General features: G+C 72.2%; 16 protein-coding genes. 8 read left to right on the top strand and 8 right to left on the bottom strand.

All coding sequences use genetic code 11. The features are described from left to right. The first annotated feature begins 63 nt into the window (after window positions 1–63). Window positions 64–1,614, top strand: a complete 1,551-nt coding sequence (locus ACF09C_RS36500) for a sodium:solute symporter family protein (RefSeq protein WP_392097878.1) — start codon at window positions 64–66, stop codon at window positions 1,612–1,614. Between the two features lie 7 nt (window positions 1,615–1,621). On the opposite strand, the gene ACF09C_RS36495 is transcribed toward ACF09C_RS36500, so the two are convergent. Then, window positions 1,622–2,740 carry an ADP-ribosylglycohydrolase family protein gene (locus tag ACF09C_RS36495; protein WP_392097876.1) on the bottom strand — a complete coding sequence of 373 codons (1,119 nt, stop codon included), beginning with the start codon at window positions 2,738–2,740 and terminating at the stop codon, window positions 1,622–1,624. 165 nt (window positions 2,741–2,905) lie between these two features. On the opposite strand from ACF09C_RS36495, the gene ACF09C_RS36490 reads away from it, so the two are divergent. Next, complete coding sequence (locus ACF09C_RS36490; RefSeq protein ID WP_392097874.1) at window positions 2,906–4,012, top strand: tyrosine-protein phosphatase; 1,107 nt, start codon at window positions 2,906–2,908, stop codon at window positions 4,010–4,012. A 61-nt stretch (window positions 4,013–4,073) separates the two neighbouring features. On the opposite strand, the gene ACF09C_RS36485 is transcribed toward ACF09C_RS36490, so the two are convergent. From ACF09C_RS36485 to ACF09C_RS36475, 3 genes are read right to left on the bottom strand one after another with little or no spacing between them, the layout of a single operon-like run. Next, the gene (locus ACF09C_RS36485) at window positions 4,074–6,665 is read right to left on the bottom strand and encodes a bifunctional FO biosynthesis protein CofGH (protein WP_392097872.1); all 2,592 of its coding nucleotides are present in this window, start codon (window positions 6,663–6,665) and stop codon (window positions 4,074–4,076) included. Next, complete coding sequence (locus tag ACF09C_RS36480; RefSeq protein WP_392097870.1) at window positions 6,662–6,883, bottom strand: hypothetical protein; 222 nt, start codon at window positions 6,881–6,883, stop codon at window positions 6,662–6,664. Before ACF09C_RS36480 ends, ACF09C_RS36485 begins: the two co-directional genes overlap by 4 nt. Continuing rightward, the gene (locus ACF09C_RS36475) at window positions 6,880–7,341 is read right to left on the bottom strand and encodes a prevent-host-death family protein (RefSeq protein ID WP_392097868.1); all 462 of its coding nucleotides are present in this window, start codon (window positions 7,339–7,341) and stop codon (window positions 6,880–6,882) included. The genes ACF09C_RS36480 and ACF09C_RS36475 overlap by 4 nt, the downstream gene beginning before the upstream one ends. Before the next feature lie 134 nt (window positions 7,342–7,475). Here ACF09C_RS36475 and ACF09C_RS36470 point away from each other — a divergent pair, with 134 nt between their 5' ends. Next, a complete protein-coding gene (locus ACF09C_RS36470) occupies window positions 7,476–8,150 on the top strand; it encodes a hypothetical protein (protein WP_392097866.1) in 675 nt (224 codons plus the stop codon). A gap of 40 nt (window positions 8,151–8,190) precedes the next feature. Here the strand turns inward: ACF09C_RS36470 and ACF09C_RS36465 are convergent, their stop codons facing one another. Next, window positions 8,191–9,024, bottom strand: coding sequence for an LLM class F420-dependent oxidoreductase (locus tag ACF09C_RS36465; RefSeq protein ID WP_392097864.1), 834 nt, complete (start codon window positions 9,022–9,024; stop codon window positions 8,191–8,193). Window positions 9,025–9,125: 101 nt separating this feature from the next. Here ACF09C_RS36465 and ACF09C_RS36460 point away from each other — a divergent pair, with 101 nt between their 5' ends. Continuing rightward, window positions 9,126–10,625, top strand: coding sequence for a CehA/McbA family metallohydrolase (locus ACF09C_RS36460; RefSeq protein ID WP_392097863.1), 1,500 nt, complete (start codon window positions 9,126–9,128; stop codon window positions 10,623–10,625). Here the strand turns inward: ACF09C_RS36460 and ACF09C_RS36455 are convergent, their stop codons facing one another. The 3 genes from ACF09C_RS36455 to ACF09C_RS36445 form a co-directional block, all read right to left on the bottom strand. Further along, entirely contained in the window at window positions 10,626–11,159 is a 534-nt protein-coding gene (locus ACF09C_RS36455) for a GNAT family N-acetyltransferase (protein ID WP_392097861.1), read from the bottom strand. A 325-nt stretch (window positions 11,160–11,484) separates the two neighbouring features. Beyond that, the gene (locus ACF09C_RS36450; protein ID WP_392097859.1) at window positions 11,485–11,967 is read right to left on the bottom strand and encodes a hypothetical protein; all 483 of its coding nucleotides are present in this window, start codon (window positions 11,965–11,967) and stop codon (window positions 11,485–11,487) included. Between the two features lie 86 nt (window positions 11,968–12,053). Beyond that, window positions 12,054–13,304, bottom strand: coding sequence for a helix-turn-helix domain-containing protein (locus tag ACF09C_RS36445; RefSeq protein WP_392097857.1), 1,251 nt, complete (start codon window positions 13,302–13,304; stop codon window positions 12,054–12,056). Window positions 13,305–13,584: 280 nt separating this feature from the next. On the opposite strand from ACF09C_RS36445, the gene ACF09C_RS36440 reads away from it, so the two are divergent. The 4 genes from ACF09C_RS36440 (at window position 13,585) to ACF09C_RS36425 (ending at window position 15,613) form a co-directional block, all read left to right on the top strand. Beyond that, the gene (locus ACF09C_RS36440) at window positions 13,585–13,899 is read left to right on the top strand and encodes a 4a-hydroxytetrahydrobiopterin dehydratase (RefSeq protein WP_392097855.1); all 315 of its coding nucleotides are present in this window, start codon (window positions 13,585–13,587) and stop codon (window positions 13,897–13,899) included. A gap of 97 nt (window positions 13,900–13,996) precedes the next feature. Further along, complete coding sequence (locus tag ACF09C_RS36435; RefSeq protein ID WP_392097854.1) at window positions 13,997–14,752, top strand: GNAT family N-acetyltransferase; 756 nt, start codon at window positions 13,997–13,999, stop codon at window positions 14,750–14,752. A 110-nt stretch (window positions 14,753–14,862) separates the two neighbouring features. After that, the gene (locus ACF09C_RS36430) at window positions 14,863–15,339 is read left to right on the top strand and encodes a carboxymuconolactone decarboxylase family protein (RefSeq protein WP_392097852.1); all 477 of its coding nucleotides are present in this window, start codon (window positions 14,863–14,865) and stop codon (window positions 15,337–15,339) included. Window positions 15,340–15,400: 61 nt separating this feature from the next. Continuing rightward, entirely contained in the window at window positions 15,401–15,613 is a 213-nt protein-coding gene (locus tag ACF09C_RS36425) for a hypothetical protein (protein ID WP_392097850.1), read from the top strand. Window positions 15,614–15,752 lie beyond the last annotated feature (139 nt).

Here is a 15,752-nt window from a genome sequence, read left to right as displayed (position 1 = left end):
CCCGCAACTCCCCACACCATGAACGGCGTTCACAAGGCGGACCGGACCCCTGGAGGGGGCTCAATGAACAGTCTCGACTGGGCCGTGCTCATCGGCTATTTCGGCGTGATGGTCGCGATCGGCGTCTGGTCCCACAAGCGCGTGGACAACGTCTCCGACTTCTTCACCGCAGGCGGCAAGATGCCCTGGTGGCTCTCGGGCATCTCCCACCACATGTCCGGCTACAGCGCGGTGATGTTCACCGGGTACGCGGGCATCGCGTACACCTACGGCGTCACCTCGTACGTCACCTGGTCCTTCCCGATCGCGATCGGCATCGCGATCGGCGCGCACCTCTTCGCGCCCCGCCTCAACCGGCTCCGCTCACGGCTCCATGTGGCCTCCCCGCTGGAGTACCTGAAGAACCGCTACAACCTGCCCACCCAGCAGGCGCTCGCCTGGTCGGGCGTACTCCTGAAGATCGTCGACGTGGGCGCCAAGTGGGCCGCCATCGCGACCCTGCTCTCCGTCTTCACCGGGATCTCCCTCAACCAGGGCATCCTCATCACCGGTGTCATCACCGGCATCTACTGCACGGTCGGCGGGCTGTGGGCCGACGCGCTCACCGAACTGGGCCAGCTCATCATCCAGTTCTTCGCCGGTATCGCGATGCTCGTCGCCGTGCTCGCCAAGCTCGGCGGCGTCAGCGCGCTGTGGGAGGTGTGGGACCGGCCCGAGCTGCAGGGCCACACCGCGCCGACCGCGGGCCCGTACACCCTGACCTTCCTGCTCGCGTACCTCTTCATCAAGACCTTCGAGTACAGCGGCGGCATGTGGAACCAGGCCCAGCGCTACATGGCCACGCCCAACGCCCGGGAGGCCACCCGCTCCGGCCGGCTCTCCGCCGCGCTGTGGTTCGTCTGGCCGCTCGTCCTCTTCTTCCCGATGTGGGTCGCGCCGCTCCTGGTCGACCCGAAGCAGCCCGACGCGTCCGACAGCTACGCCCTGATGACCGAGCAGCTGCTGCCGCACGGCCTGCTCGGCCTGGTCATCGTCGGCTTCTTCTCCCACACCATGGCCATGTGCTCCTCCGACGCCAACGCCATCGCGGCCGTCTTCACCCGGGACATCGCCCCGGTCATGAGCAAGGCTGCGCGGCGCTGGACGCAGGCGGCCGGGCTGCTCGCGGCACGCTGGTCGACGATCGCCTTCCTCGCGCTGTCGATGGCGGTCGCCACCCAGGTCAACTCGCCGACCTTCAAGGACATCATCACCGTCGTCATCAAGTGGGTGGCCGGTCTGATGGGCCCGATCGCGATCCCGTTCATGCTCGGTCTGCTCAAGACCTTCCGGAAGTCCGGGCCGACGGCGGCGCTGGTCTCCTGGGCGGCGGGCCTCTTCGCCTTCTGGCTGACCAACTACGGCCTGGACGGCATCGAGCTCCAGATCCAGATCGTCTCGCCGCTCGCGACCTCGCTCGTCCTCTACATCCTCATCGGCTTCGTCAGGCCCGAGGACACCCCCGAGCGCGACGCGATCCTCGACCGGCTCGACCGGGACCCCGACGGGGGCGCGGACGGCGCGTCCGTACCTCCGCAGGCCTCGGGCGAGCCCGCCTCCCAGCCGCGGGCGTGACCGGGGCTCAGCCCCGCGGGTAGCGGGCCAGCCAGCCCGGGTGCGAGTCGGCCGGGCTGTGCAGGGCGGCGCCCTGGGTCATCTCCATCGCGAAGTCGTCCGCGAGTTCCAGCACCGTGGAGCGGCCCTCCAGTTCGGCCAGCCAGGCCGGCGGGAGGGCCGTCTCGCCGTGCAGGGCGCCGAGGAGGGCGCCGGTGACGGCCCCCGTGACGGCCGAGGGGCCGTCGTGGTTCACCGCGAGGCGCAGGCCGTGGCGGATGTCCTCGCCGACGAGCGCGCAGTAGACGGCCGCGGCGAGCTGGCCCTCCGCCCGGTCCTCGTCGGCGCCGAGGTCGGTGACCCGGCCCGCGTTCGGCATCCCCTGGCGTACGGCCCCCAGGGCCCGCTGCAGGGCGTCGGTGACGGGCTGGTGGCCGGGGCGCGGGGCGAGCTGGGCCAGGGCCCGCTGCACCGAGCCGTCCACGCTCTCGCCGCGGGCCAGGCCGTGCACGACGACGGCGAGCGCGCCGGCCGCGAGGTAGGCGGCCGGGTCGCCGTGGGTCTGTGCCGCGCACTCGACGGCCAACTGGCAGACCAGTTGGGGCTCCCAGCCGACGAGCAGCCCGAAGGGCGCCGAGCGGACGAGCGCCCCGGAGTCCGTCGCGCCGGGGTTCTTGGGCTTGTCCAGGGTGCCCAGGTGCTCGTCGCCGAGGCCGGTGAGGCAGGCGCGGGCGGGGTCGCGGCGGGCGTAGAGCCACTCCTCGCGGGCGAGCCAGCCGTTGTCCTTGCGGCGCTCGTCCGGACCCCAGTCGCGCTGGGTGGCCGCCCAGCGCAGATGGGCGCGGTGCACGTCGGTGGGCGGATGCCAGGCGCCGGTGTCGCGCCGGACCTGGGCGCGGATCAGGCCGTCGACGGTGAACAGGGTCATCTGGGTGGCGGCGGTGACCGCGCCGCGCCTGCCGTGGGCGGGGACGGGCTCGGTCAGCCCCTCCGGTCCGTGGGCGGCCCTGATCGCGTCCAGCGGGAGCGGCGCGACGCCCGCGCCGAAGGCGTCGCCGATCGCCCCGCCGAGGAGACAGCCCCGTACCCGTGCGCGGAAGTCCTGCTGTTCGGCGCGGCCCCACACGGCCGCGGCGCTGGTGGTCACGGTGTGCCCTCCCCCGGAAAGCCCTCGGTCGCACAGGTCTCGCAGCACTGTAATGGACCGGGTTCGCACGTTCGCGAGGCAGAACGTTTTGCGATCGGATGCCTTTCTGTCCATCTTCGACCGCAGTTCACCGGAAGTTCCGTCGCGACTTGAACGATCCGCCGCGTGACACGTTTCAAGACCTCCACCTACGCGGTCGTCGCCGCCGCGCTCGTCCTGGGCGTCACCGCCCCGGCCGCCGTCGCCCACGACTCCCGGCACACCCATGGCGGGCACTCCTCCCACCGGGAGCAGTCCTCCCACCGGGAGCAGTCCTCCGTCCCCTTCACCTCCGCCACCGTCACCGAGAACGCCGACGGCAGCTTCACGATCGCCTGGTCCGCCCGCGGCACCCACGGTGTGAAGATCCGCACCGAGGGCCGCACGGTCGCCCGGGGCGGCGACACCGGCAAGGTCACCGTCAAAGGCCTGCGCGCGGTCGACCGCCGCTGGTTCGACCTGGTCCCCGACCGGGGCACCTCGCTGCGCCTGGCCGACCGGCAGATCAGGCTCCAGGGCGCGGTCAACTTCCGTGACGCCGGCGGCTACCGCACCGCCGACGGCCACTGGGTCAAGATGGGCGAGATCTACCGGTCCGACGCCCTCGACCGGCTGACCGCGGACGACCTCGCCAAGCTGAGGCGTCTCGGCATCAGGACCGTCTTCGACCTGCGCATGCAGAGCGAGCGCGACAAGGACCCCGACCGCGTCCCGGCCGGCGCCGGCTACGTCGTCGCCGACGTGCTCGCGGGCACGCCCACGTTCGGCGCCATGCCCAGGACCCCGGCCGAGGCCGAGGCGATGATGGTCGAGGGCAACCGCTTCATGGTGAGCGGTGACACGGCCAGGGCCGCGTACACCACGGTCTTCGAGGGCATCGCGGACGAGCGCCGGCACGGCGTCCTCTTCCACTGCACGGCCGGCAAGGACCGCACGGGCTGGAACAACGCGGCCCTGCTCACCGCCCTCGGGGTCCCCGAGGAGACGGTGATGGCCGACTACCTCGCCAGCAACACCTACCGGGCGGCCGCCAACGAGGCGATCCTGTCCCACCTTCCCCCGCAGCAGGCCGCGGTCTACAAGCCGCTGCTCGACGTGCGCCCCGAGTACCTCAACGCGAGCTTCGCCGAGGTGGACGAGGAGTACGGCTCGTTCCGCTCGTACCTGAAGCAGGGCCTCGGCATCGACGCCCGAGAGCTGAAGGAACTCAAGCGGGAGCTGCTGGTCGGCTGACCCGTCCCGCCGTGGTCAGGGCGACCGTCCTCGCCCTGACCGGCACGCCGGACGTGGTCGTTCAGTCCCCCAGCACCGGCAGCAGCTCCGGCAGGTGCCCGTCCGAGGCCATGGCCGCCCGCTGTCGTTCCTCCGGCACCTCGCCGTAGAGCGTCGTCCGCGGACGGGACGGTCGTCCGGCCGCGTCCGCGATGGCGGTGAGGTCGCGGATCGAGCGGTACGAGCCGTAACCGGAGCCCGCCATACGGGAGATGGTCTCCTCCATGAGCGTGCCGCCCAGGTCGTTGGCGCCCGAGCGGAGCATCTCGGCGGCGCCGTCCGCGCCCAGCTTCACCCAGCTGGTCTGGATGTTGGGGATGTGCGGGTGCAGAAGCAACCGGGCCATCGCCGTGACCGCGCGGTTGTCGCGGACCGTCGGGCCGGGGCGGGAGATGCCCGCGAGGTAGACGGGGGCGTTGGTGTGGATGAAGGGGAGCGTCACGAACTCCGTGAAGCCGCCGGTCTCCTGCTGGATGGCCGCGAGCGTCCGGAAGTGGCCGAGCCAGTGCCGGGGCTGGTCCACGTGGCCGTACATCATCGTGGACGAGGAGCGGATGCCCAGTTCGTGGGCGGTCTTGATCACCTCGATCCAGGTGGCCGTCGGCAGCTTGCCCTTGGTGAGGACCCAGCGGACCTCGTCGTCGAGGATCTCCGCGGCCGTGCCGGGGATCGAGTCGAGCCCGGCCTCCTTCGCGGCCGTCAGCCACTCGCGGATCGAAAGCCCGGTCCGGGTGGCGCCGTTGACGACCTCCATCGGGGAGAAGGCGTGCACGTGCATGCCCGGTACGCGTTCCTTCACGGCCCGCGCGATGTCGAAGTACGCAGTGCCCGGCAGGTCCGGGTGGATGCCGCCCTGCATGCACACCTCGACCGCGCCGACCTCCCACGCCTGCTGGGCGCGGTCGGCGACCTGGTCGAGGGAGAGGGTGTAGGCGTCGGCGTCCGTGCGGCGCTGGGCGAAGGCGCAGAAACGGCAGCCGGTGTAGCAGACGTTGGTGAAGTTGATGTTCCGCGTGACGATGTACGTGACGTCGTCGCCGACCACCGACTTCCGTACGTCGTCGGCGATCCGGGTCAGCGCGTCGAGCGCGGGGCCGTCGGCGTGCAGCAGCGCGAGGGCCTCGTCGTCGGTGAGCTTCGTCGGGTCGTCGGCGGCCGTGGCGAGGGCGGCCCGTACGTCCGTGTCGATGCGCTGCGGCACCATCCCGGGGGCCGCGGCCTCGCGCAGGGCGTCCCAGTCGCCGTAGACCTCGTCGAAGTCGTCGCGGCGGTCGTGGGTGCGGCCGGTGGTGTCGATGGTGCGGTGCAGGTCGGTGCGGCCCGCCGCGGTGAACGCCTCGTCGGGCTCCTGCCAGGGCAGGCCGCGGACGGTGGCGTCCGGATTCGCGAGGCCCGTCTCGGGGTCGGCGAGCGCGCGCACGTGCGGCAGCAGACGCGGGTCGAGCCAGGGCTCGCCGCGGCCGACGAACTCCGGGTAGACGCAGAGACGTTCGCGCAGCTCGAAGCCGGCCGTACGGGACTTCTCGGCGAGGGTGTCGATCTGCGGCCAGGGCCGCTCCGGGTTGACGTGGTCGATGGTGAGCGGGGAGACCCCGCCCCAGTCGTCGATGCCGGCACCGATGAGCCGGCCGTACTCCTCGTCGACGAGGTTCGGCGGGGCCTGCAGGCAGGCGGAGGGGCCCATGATGTGCCGGGCGACGGCGATCGTGGCGATCAGGTCGTCGAGTTCGGCGTCGGGCATGCCGCGCATCGCCGTGTCCGGCTTGGCGCGGAAGTTCTGGATGATCAGCTCCTGGATGGAGTGGTAGGCGCGGGCGACACGGCGCAGCGCGAAGAGGGACTCGGCCCGTTCCTCGTACGTCTCGCCGATGCCGATGAGCAGCCCGGAAGTGAAGGGGACGGACGAGCGTCCGGCGTCCTCCAGGACCCGCAGCCGGACGGCGGGCTCCTTGTCGGGCGAGCCGTAGTGCGGGCCGCCGGGCTCGGACCAGAGGCGGGTCGCGGTGGTCTCCAGCATCATGCCCATGGACGGAGCGACGGGCTTGAGCCGCTGGAAGTCCGTCCAGGACATGACGCCGGGGTTGAGGTGCGGCAGCAGTCCGGTCTCCTCCAGGATCCGGATCGCCATGGCCCGTACGTAGGCGAGGGTGTCGTCGTAGCCGTGCGCGTCGAGCCACTCGCGGGCCTCGGGCCAGCGGGCCTCGGGCTTGTCGCCGAGGGTGATGAGGGCTTCCTTGCAGCCGAGTTCGGCGCCGCGGCGCGCGATGTCGAGGACCTCGTCGGGGGACATGAACATCCCGTGCCCGGCGCGGCGCAGCTTGCCGGGGACGGTGACGAAGGTGCAGTAGTGACACGTGTCCCGGCAGAGCCGGGTGAGCGGGATGAACACGCTCTTGGAGTAGGTGATGACCCCGGGCCGCCCGGCGGCCTCCAGCCCGGCGTCCCGTACGCGCGCGGCGGAGGCGGTGAGGTCGTCGAGGTCGGCGCCCCGCGCCTGGAGCAGCACGGCGGCCTCACCGACGTCGAGGGCCACCCCGTCCCTGGCCCGCCTGAGGGCACGGCGCATGGCGTTCTCGGTGGGGCGACCTGCCTGTCCCGGCTGCTGATCCGTCATGGACCGAGCATACGAGTGACCTCGCGCGGACAGGAGACCTCCTCGACGACCGCCTTGCCATCCCGCCGGGAGGGGGCCCGCCCCGCCCCGGCGGCGCGGCGGCGGGCATCCCGCAGCTCCGCACGCGCCGCGGCGACCTCCTCGGAGGTCAGCGGGCCGTGGATCTCCTCGTTCGCCGCGACCAGTTCGGCGAGGCCGTCCCCCCGCTTCGGGCTCACGGAGCGGACACCTCGCCGTGATCCTCGTCGGGGAGCGCTCGCGTGAGCTTCTCCGTCAGCGCCGGGTCGGCGAGGATGCGCGCCGTGGCGCGCCATTCCACGATCGTCCGGTGCAGGTTCGCGTGGACGTCCAACTGCGCGGCGTCGTACGTCGCGTCGACCAGTTCCTGGACGAACTCCCTGAGTTCGTCGGCGGAGAGGTGCCTCACCCAGGGAAAGACCGCGGGGAGCGCTCGCCCTATGGTTCGAGCGCCGTCGTCGGCCGTGAGGAGCCCGGCGAGCAGGCGGGCGGTGATCTCGGCCGTCTCCTCCCGCTCCTGGTCGTGCCGGGCCGTGGTGAGGTAGAGGTCCTGTCCGTCCCGTCGCGTGACGAGCAGGCGATGCGCCGTGTCCAGTGTCTCGGCGACTCGCTTCGAGTTCTTGGAGAGTTCGGAGAACGTGACAGTCGTGGTCACCATGCCGCGACCACACTTCGGAATGTATTCCGAAGTCGAGGGGGTCGTGCGTGCCAGGCGACTGAGTACCCACCCCCACCCCACCTGAGCCGCCGCGCGGATACCCGACCGCTCCGGCGCGGCCTAGCGTCACCGGCATGACGAACGACGAGCTGATGGACGACGTGACCGAGACGCCCTCGCCGCTGAGGCGCGCCCTGCGGGCGGCCCTCTTCGTGGGGCTCGCGGCCGTCTCGCTGCCCGTGCTGCTCGTCGTCGGGCTCGTCGTCGTGTACACCGTCGAGCGGGGGACCGACGAGGGGTACCCCGAGGTGGCCCCGGAGGTGATGGTCCAGCGGGCCGCCGCGCGGACGCAGGAGCTGTACGACGTCGCGGGGATCGGCGGCGCGCTGCCGCCGACCGGGTCGGACGGGGGCAACCGCGCGGCCGAGAACACGATCTCCGCCGAGGTCTGCTACCCCACCGGCCTGGAGTCCATCGCCGACGAGCCCGTGAAGGGCGCCTACCGACTCGGGCACAACTGGCGGATCGCCGACGTCTCCGAGCAGGAGGGCATGCCCGCGCTGCGCCGGCTCCGCGACCATGTCGAGAAGGCCGGCTGGGACGTCACCTCCTTCGACGAGAGCGGCGACGCCCGGACCCTGCGGGCCGAGCGGGACGCGGACGACCCCGACTCCGAGCGGATCGTCGTCAGATGGTGGTCCCACTGGCAGACCCTCGACGGCTTCACGGCCATGTCCTGCGCCTACGACCCCGCCGGCGCCAAGGGCGACGACGCGGTCCGGCACCTGGAGCCCCCGACCCTCACCTGAACCCCTAGGGCCTATCCGGCCCTGATCCGCCGGACAGGCCCTAGACGTACTGGGCGTACTCGTCCAGCACCCTCAGGACCTCCTCCTCACCCCCCGGCGGCAGCTGCAGCACGACCTCCTCGCAGCCGAGATCCGCGTAGTGCGCGAGCTTGCCCGGGTTCGGCAGGACCCCGTACGGGACGACCTGGAGGGACTTCGGGTCGCGGCCCGCGCGCTCCCAGGCCTCCTGGAGCGCCGGCATCGACTGCGTCAGGCCGCGCCCGCCGATCGGCATCCAGCCGTCCCCGTACTCCGTGATGTGCGCGAAGAGCTTCGGGCCCGCCGCCCCGCCGAGCAGGACGCGCGGGGCGCCCCCGGCCGGCTTGGGGTACGCGTACGACGCCCGGACCGAGACACCGAACTCACCCTCGTACGCGGTCGGTTCAGCGGCCCACAGGGCGCGCATCACCCGCATCCGCTCCCGGCTCAGCTCGCGCCGCGTCGCCCACTCCACGCCGTGGTCGGCGGCCTCCTCCTTGTTCCAGCCGAAGCCGACACCGAGGGTGAAGCGGCCGCCCGAGAGGTGGTCGAGGGTGGCGACCTGCTTGGCCAGGCCGATCGGGTCGTGCTCGGTGATCAGCGTGACGCCGGTGCCGAGGAGGAGCCGCTCGGTGACGGCGGAGGCCTGGCCGAGGGCGACGAGGGGGTCGAGCGTACGGCCGTACTCCGGGGGCAGTTCGTCGCCCGCGGCCGGGTACGGCGTGGTCCGTTCGACCGGGATGTGGGTGTGCTCGGGGAGGTAGAGGCCGGCGAAGCCGCGCTGCTCCAGCTCGCGCGCGAGGCGCACCGGCGTGATGGTCTCGTCGGTCAGGAAGATCGTGGTCGAGATCCGCATAGCGGCACGGTAGGGGGTGGGGCGGGGATTTCCGAGAGGTGCGACGCGTCAGGCTTCTTGTGTTGTCCGGGAGTTCACGGCCTACTACGAGGGTGCCGGACATGAGCGAACCGACCCGACGAACGCTCCTGACGACGAGCGTCGCCTCCGCCGTTACCTTGGGAAGCGTGAGCTTCGCCCACGCGGCCGACACCCCCGGTGACCCGCCTGGCGGCGACCGCACCGAGACGGTCGGCGGCACGCTGCCGCCCGGCTCCCCCGACTACGTCTACCTGCCGGTCGAGGTCCCGCGCGGCGTCCGCGAGATCCACGTCGCGTACGGCTACGACCGGCCGGCCGTCCCCGCCGGGACGCAGGGCAACGCCCTGGACATCGGCATCTTCGACCAGCGCGGCACCGAACTCGGCGGGGAGGGGTTCCGTGGCTGGTCCGGCGGGGCGCGCAAGGAGTTCTTCCTGCGCACCGACGAGGCCACGCCCGGCTACGTCCCCGGTCCGCTGAAGTCCGGGACCTGGTTCGTGGTGCTCGCCCCGTACACGGTGGCGCCGCAGGGGCTCACGTACTCCGTGACGATCACCCTCCGCTTCGGCGCCTCCGCGCCCGCCGTCCGGCCCGTGTACCCGCCGGAGCGGGCGAAGGGCCGCGGCAGGGCCTGGTACCGGGGCGACAGCCATCTGCACACGGTGTACTCGGACGGCCGCCGCACGCCCGCCGAGGTCGCCGCGCTCGCGCGCGCCGCCGGGCTCGACTTCCTCACCACCACCGAGCACAACACCCATGCCGGGCACGGCGCGTGGGCGGAACTCGCCGGGGACGACCTGCTGATCCTGCTCGGCGAGGAGATCACCACCCGCAACGGTCACGTCCTGGCGCTCGGCACCGCGCCCGGCACGTTCGTGGACTGGCGCTACCGGGCGCGGGAGAACCGTTTCGGGCACTTCGCGCGGGCGATCCGCCGGGCGGGCGGGCTGGTCGTCCCGGCGCACCCGCACGCCACCTGCATCGGATGCAACTGGAAGTTCGGCTTCGGCGACGCGGACGCGGTCGAGGTGTGGAACGGGCCGTACACCCCGGACGACGAGGTGTCCCTGGCCGGCTGGGACGCGGCGCTCGCGAAGGGCCGCTGGACCCCCGCGATGGGCAACAGCGACGCCCACCGCGATCCGGACCGGGTCGGCACCCCGCAGACCGTGGTCCTGGCGGACGAGCTGAGCCGGGAGGCGATCCTGGCCGGGCTGCGCGCGGGCCGTTCGTACGTCGCCGAGTCCTCGGCGGTCTCGCTGGACTTCTCGGTCGCGGACGGCCGGGGGCGTACGGCCGGGATCGGCGAACGGCTGCGCGTACCGGCGGACCGGGCCGTGACGGCCCGGCTCGCGGTGACCGGCGCACCGGCGGGCGCCACGGTCCGCTTCGTCACGGACCAGGGCGTGCTGCACACGGCGCCGGTGCCCGAGGCGGCGGGGCAGCGGGTGGAGTGGGCGACGACGGCCGCGTACGCCTCCTACGTACGGGCGGAGGTACGGCACCCGGCGACGCTGCCGCCCCTGCCGGGCGCGCTGGTGGCCTTCACGAACCCGGTGTTCCTGGAGGCCACCCGCTAGTCAGGCCTGGTACTCGCTGAGGTCGATGGCGTGCACGCGCAGCGGGGTACCGAAGGCCGGGTGCTCGATCTCGCGCTCCGGGACCATGCCGAGCTTGCGCATGACGTTCTCGGAGGCCGTGTTGGAGATGTGGGCGATGGAGATCACCCGGTCGAGGCCCCGGTCCTGGAGCGCCCACTCCAGGACCGCGTGCGCGGCCTCGGAGGCGTACCCCTGCCCCCAGAACGGCCGCCCGAGCCGCCAGCCGATCTCCACCTCGTGCGCCAGCTCGGGCAGGAACCGGGGCACGGAGAGCCCGGCGAAGCCGATCAGCTCACCGGAACCGAGCAGCTCGACGGCGAAGAGCCCGAACCCCTCGTCGTCCCACTCCTCCTCCCACCGCTCGATGTCCTCGGCGGTCCCCTCCAGATCCCGCACGGACCCGTCGCGGATCCACCGCATCACCTCGGGGTCGGCGTTGATCTCGGCCATGGGCACGAGGTCGTCGTCGGTCCAGCGACGCAGGAGAAGGCGGGGGGTGAGGATCTCGGTCATGGCCCCATCCTCTCAGCCACCCGGGGACGGCCCGCTCCTGGCCGAGCTGGGCGGTGGCCTCTGACCGGGGAACGAGCCGACCGGGGCTGCTTCAACGAGCCCGTTGCCAGACGGGCTCAGCCTGGCGGAGTTCTGCCAGGCGCCCGGCGATGGCGTCGAAGAATTCCTCCGCTTCGTCATCGAACCGCGCGAGCAGGGACGGTCCGGATCGGGTTCCTGCCAGGGAGAGCGATCCGGACCGGGGTCTACTGGGTGATGCCGGGCACGATCGCGACGAGAGCGGCGAGGGCGACCAGGCAGTACAGGGCCTGCCGCTGCCACTCGCTCACTGGGCGCCGTCGGGCGGGATGGGCGGCAGCTCGCCCCGACCGAAGAACGCCGGGAGCGACTGGCTGTGCGCGGCGCGGCGCTCCTGGAGGGCGCGGACCATGTCCCGGCCCGTCAGCGCAAGGTGCCGGGTGTACGACCATGTGCCGAGTGGCCCGTCCCCCGGGCCATCCGCCTTGAGCTTCTCCCAGGTCTCCAGGACCCCGGCCGCACGCGGCGTCCGCTCGGCCACCGGGATGCCCTCGATCCCGCCGGACAGGCCGTCACAGCGGGACAGCAGCCGGTCAGTGAGTTGGGCGAGGGCGATGTCGCCGGGGTGGTGCCTCAGACCGAGAGCCTCGGCGATGTCCCGCTCGGCGACCGCCTCGGCCTGTTCCTCGAACGCGTCGCACGCCTGGAGAAGAATGCCCGCGAACTCGACCTCGACGCTCCGCCCAGGGATGGGCCGGTCTGCTCCGTCGTGCTGGATCTGCTCGCGCATGGCCGCTCCCTACCGTCGATGAACTGCGGTAACAGCGACGGTAGGGGTGGCCGGTGCGGGTAGAGGTGCAGAATCTGCACCCCTTCTCAGGCCGCGAGCAGGCCGATCTTCACCGCCAGCTCGGAGGCGCGGCGGCGGCGCGCGGTCACCTTCGATTCGGCCTGCTCCAGAACGATGGTCCGGGCGTAGCCGTTGTACCGAATCGTCTCCGGCGCCGCCTCGTACGCCAGGTTCAACGTGGCGATCGCGGCCTCGGGCTGCCCATCGAGGTGGTAGCCGCGCGCCTGCTCGATCCGGTGTCGGGCCCGGCGCGGCCGGGACGGGATCGTGTTCGCCTCCGAGCGCGCAGCCTGCCGTACGGACTCAGAACCCGAGTGCAACTCGACGGCCACAGTGACGGCGTGGGCACCCATGATGGCCCGGGAGAAGCTCGTCACGGGATGGAAGTAGTCCTCCGGGAGACGACTGGCCATGCTCCGTGCCGTGTCCCAGTACCGCCACGCCGTGGCAGTCTCGCCGCGCCGTGCTGCGGTGTATCCGGCCTCGAACTGCAAGGCGCCCGCGATGGCGAGGACATCGTTCCCGGCGTCCGCCAGGAGCGGTTCCAGTAGGGCGAGAGCCTGCCGGTTCACAGCATCGGCGGCGTCGTAGTGCGACCGGCCGGAATCGCGGTGAGCCTGGGTGAGAAGCCACGCGGAGACTCCGACGGTGTGCGGGTCGTCGGACTGCTGAGCCGCGACCATGCTCCGCTCGGCCGCCCTCCAGAGGAGGCTGCTGTCGGGCTGGTAGGCGAGAAAGAACTGCGCCAGCGAGTACACCTCCGCCAAGACCGCCTGCGCGGCACGCCAGTCGGCGGGCGCTTGTGCCTGCTTCACTGCCAGCTGTGCATCGCGGATCAGGCCGGGCAGCAACTCGCCTACGACCTCACGGTGGTTCGGAGCAGAGTGGCGCGCGGACCACGCGCGGCGGATCCTGGCGGCGATATGGGCGGCAGACGGCGCCTGCTGAGAGCTGGCGAGGCCGAAGGAGTCGACGGCCTCCCGAACGGCGGCAAGGCGCGGGTGTCCGGGGCCGATGAAGAGATCGAACTGCATGTCGGGGCGTCCTGTGAGGTCAGCGAGGTCGCGCACACGGAGAGTCTCAGCGATGCGGTACACGGTCTCCACGCTCGGCGCCTGGGTCCGCCCGGACTCCAGGTTCTTCACCCAGTGCTGCGTCTCGCCGAGGAGGCCGGCGAGTTCCTGGCGGGTCATGCCTCGGCGTTCGCGGAGCATCTGCATTCTCTGCCCGAACGCCATCGGGTTGGCGTACGGGTCCGGGGTAGCGTCAGGTGACACGGCCTTGCCCCTTCCCTGAACAGACTCGACACCTGCCAGAGTAGAGGGCAAGGCCTTTGTTGTGTGATCGAGAACGGAGCCCTCGGGTGTTGACGCACCCGGGGCTCAAAGTGGGCTATGGCCGGTCGCATCAGCGGGAGGGAGATCGCGGTGGAGACGCGGTCGGCCCGGATGCGGCGGGAGTTGGCCACTCTGGAGCGGGCCATGCGGCCGTGGCAGGATGCCCGGTCGGGCGGGACCTCGCGGAGGTGCTCGCGCCTGTCACCGAGGGGAGCTGACGATGGGTGTGCCCGCGCCGCTGTCGGACGAGGAGATCACGGAGCGGCTCGCCGCGCTGCCGGGCTGGGAGCGGCAGGGTGACGAGATCACCCGTACGTACCCGATCCGGTACCACGCCGCGGTGGCGGCGATCGTGACGATCGCGGACAGGTCGCGGCGGGTGCAGCACCACGCGGATCTGGATCTGCGGATGGATCACCTGCGGGCGACGATCACCACGCACGATGCCGACTACCGGCTGACCGAAGCCGACTTCGACCTCGCCGCGCGCATCGACGCCATCGTCGCCGCCCACCAGGCGCTACCGCTCGAGTGACCCCGGACGCGACGGCTCGTCGTCGTGCACGGGTACGCGCGGGCCTCCCGCGCAGGACGGGGTAATCCGGCGGCGGGCCCGGGGCTCGGCTGCTTGGATGGCGGTCATGCTGAACCGCCTTGAGACGTACTACGACGCCGTCCCCCGATCCGCCGCCCGTGCCCAGGAGTTCGGGGCGCTGACCCTGTTCGTGCGGGAGGGTGAGGGGTGGCCGTACTACGCGCGGCCGACGCTCGGGCACGCCGGGGGCGTGAAGGTCGACGACGTGGAGCGGGTGCGGGTGCAGCAGCGGGAGTTGGGGGTACCCGAAGCGTTCGAGTGGGTGGCGGAGACCACGCCGGGGCTGCGGGCGGCCGTCGAGAAGAGCGGGCTCGTGGTCCACGAGCACCCGCTGATGGTTCTTGAGGGGGAGCCCTCCGCGGTCGTGGCGCCCGAGGACGTCGCCGTGCGGATCGTGGGCGCCGGCGACCCGGCGCTGGCGTCGGCCGCCGCCGTCCCGTACGCGGCCTTCGGGGTCGCCCCGGCCCCCGGGGCCGCCGCCGCGCTGGCCGCCAGGATCGGGGCCGGGCTCACCCGGCTGGCGGCCGCCGTGGACGCGGACGGCACCGCCTTGTCGGCCGGGCAGTACCAGCCGGTCGGCGCGGTCGCGGAGGTCGTCGGGGTCGGCACCCTGCCGGCCGCCCGGCGACGCGGGCTCGGCCTCGCCGTGACCGCCGCGCTCGTCGCCGACGCGCGGGCGCGCGGGGTGGAGACCGTGTTCCTGTCGGCGACGGACGAGAGCGTGGCCCGGCTCTACGGGCGGCTCGGCTTCCGCACGGTCGGCACGGCGCTGATCGCCGAACCGGCGTCCTGAAGATTTTTCCCCGGTCGTGTCACATCCGTGTCGCGCGGTCCGTCAGTGCGGTGAAGGCAACGAGAACAGCACCGGCAACGGCACCACGGACCGCCGAAGGAGCGACCGCCATGCAGAAGCACGCGCACGAGATCACCCCCCGCATGACCAACCCCGCCTACGTCCTCCCCGACGCCGGAGCCGCCATCCAGGGGCTGGTGAAGGCCACCCGTCAGGGCGGCGTCGACGAGTCGATCCTGGAGCTCGTGCACCTGCGGGCCAGCCAGATCAACGGCTGTGGCTTCTGCGTCGACTACGGCGCGAAGAGCGCCCGGAAGGCCGGGGTGAGCGACGAGAAGCTGTTCGCCGTGGCCGCCTGGCGCGAGACGCCGTACTTCTCCGACGAGGAGCGGGCCGCGCTGGCGCTCGCCGAGCACGCGACGCGGATCGCGGACACCGCGGACGCCGTGCCGGACCCGGTGTGGGACGCGGCGGCCGACCACTTCGACGAGAAGCAGCTCGCCGCGATCGTCCTGATGGTGAGCCTGACGAACCTGTTCAACCGGCTCAACGTGACGGTGCGGCAGCCGGCGGGCGTGGCGATCTGAGCGCCGTACGCCACCCGTGAGGCGGCGCCACCCGGACAGGGTTCCGCTCGTTGGTCGGGGCATGAAGAAGATGCTCACCGCAGCCCTGACCGGTCTCGCCCTCGCGGGCTCCCTCGGCGCCGCCGGTTCCGCCGTCGCCGACACGTCGACCGACCTCGGCAACGCCAACCTGCCCTCCGTCGTGCCGCTGAGCGGCCTCCTGGACCCGCAGGAGCGGCCCGCCGAGATGCCGGCCGCCAACGCCGCCGTCCAGGGGCTCCTCCCCGGGCACTGAGGCAGCCGGCACGTACGAAAGCGCGAGGTGGCGGGACCCGATCCGGGTCCCGCCCCCACCAGCCGGGAAAAACCACGAGGAAAAACGGCGAGGGGATAAGGCTGCATATGCGGGGCACCACACCACGGTGGGCATAGAG

Source organism: Streptomyces sp. NPDC014870 (assembly GCF_043081505.1).
Lineage (GTDB): Bacteria > Actinomycetota > Actinomycetes > Streptomycetales > Streptomycetaceae > Streptomyces.
This window is presented reverse-complemented; position numbering and strand designations above follow the sequence as displayed.

What these genes read in the sequence shown, in the direction of transcription:
- ACF09C_RS36500 (WP_392097878.1), top strand. Translation starts at nt 64, where the DNA reads ATGAACAGTCTCGACTGGGCCGTGCTCATCGGCTATTTCGGCGTGATG.
- ACF09C_RS36485 (WP_392097872.1), bottom strand. Translation starts at nt 6,665, where the DNA reads ATGACGGATCAGCAGCCGGGACAGGCAGGTCGCCCCACCGAGAACGCC.
- ACF09C_RS36475 (WP_392097868.1), bottom strand. Translation starts at nt 7,341, where the DNA reads ATGGTGACCACGACTGTCACGTTCTCCGAACTCTCCAAGAACTCGAAG.
- ACF09C_RS36470 (WP_392097866.1), top strand. Translation starts at nt 7,476, where the DNA reads ATGACGAACGACGAGCTGATGGACGACGTGACCGAGACGCCCTCGCCG.
- ACF09C_RS36465 (WP_392097864.1), bottom strand. Translation starts at nt 9,024, where the DNA reads ATGCGGATCTCGACCACGATCTTCCTGACCGACGAGACCATCACGCCG.
- ACF09C_RS36460 (WP_392097863.1), top strand. Translation starts at nt 9,126, where the DNA reads ATGAGCGAACCGACCCGACGAACGCTCCTGACGACGAGCGTCGCCTCC.
- ACF09C_RS36455 (WP_392097861.1), bottom strand. Translation starts at nt 11,159, where the DNA reads ATGACCGAGATCCTCACCCCCCGCCTTCTCCTGCGTCGCTGGACCGAC.
- ACF09C_RS36450 (WP_392097859.1), bottom strand. Translation starts at nt 11,967, where the DNA reads ATGCGCGAGCAGATCCAGCACGACGGAGCAGACCGGCCCATCCCTGGG.
- ACF09C_RS36440 (WP_392097855.1), top strand. Translation starts at nt 13,585, where the DNA reads ATGGGTGTGCCCGCGCCGCTGTCGGACGAGGAGATCACGGAGCGGCTC.
- ACF09C_RS36435 (WP_392097854.1), top strand. Translation starts at nt 13,997, where the DNA reads ATGGCGGTCATGCTGAACCGCCTTGAGACGTACTACGACGCCGTCCCC.
- ACF09C_RS36430 (WP_392097852.1), top strand. Translation starts at nt 14,863, where the DNA reads ATGCAGAAGCACGCGCACGAGATCACCCCCCGCATGACCAACCCCGCC.
- ACF09C_RS36425 (WP_392097850.1), top strand. Translation starts at nt 15,401, where the DNA reads ATGAAGAAGATGCTCACCGCAGCCCTGACCGGTCTCGCCCTCGCGGGC.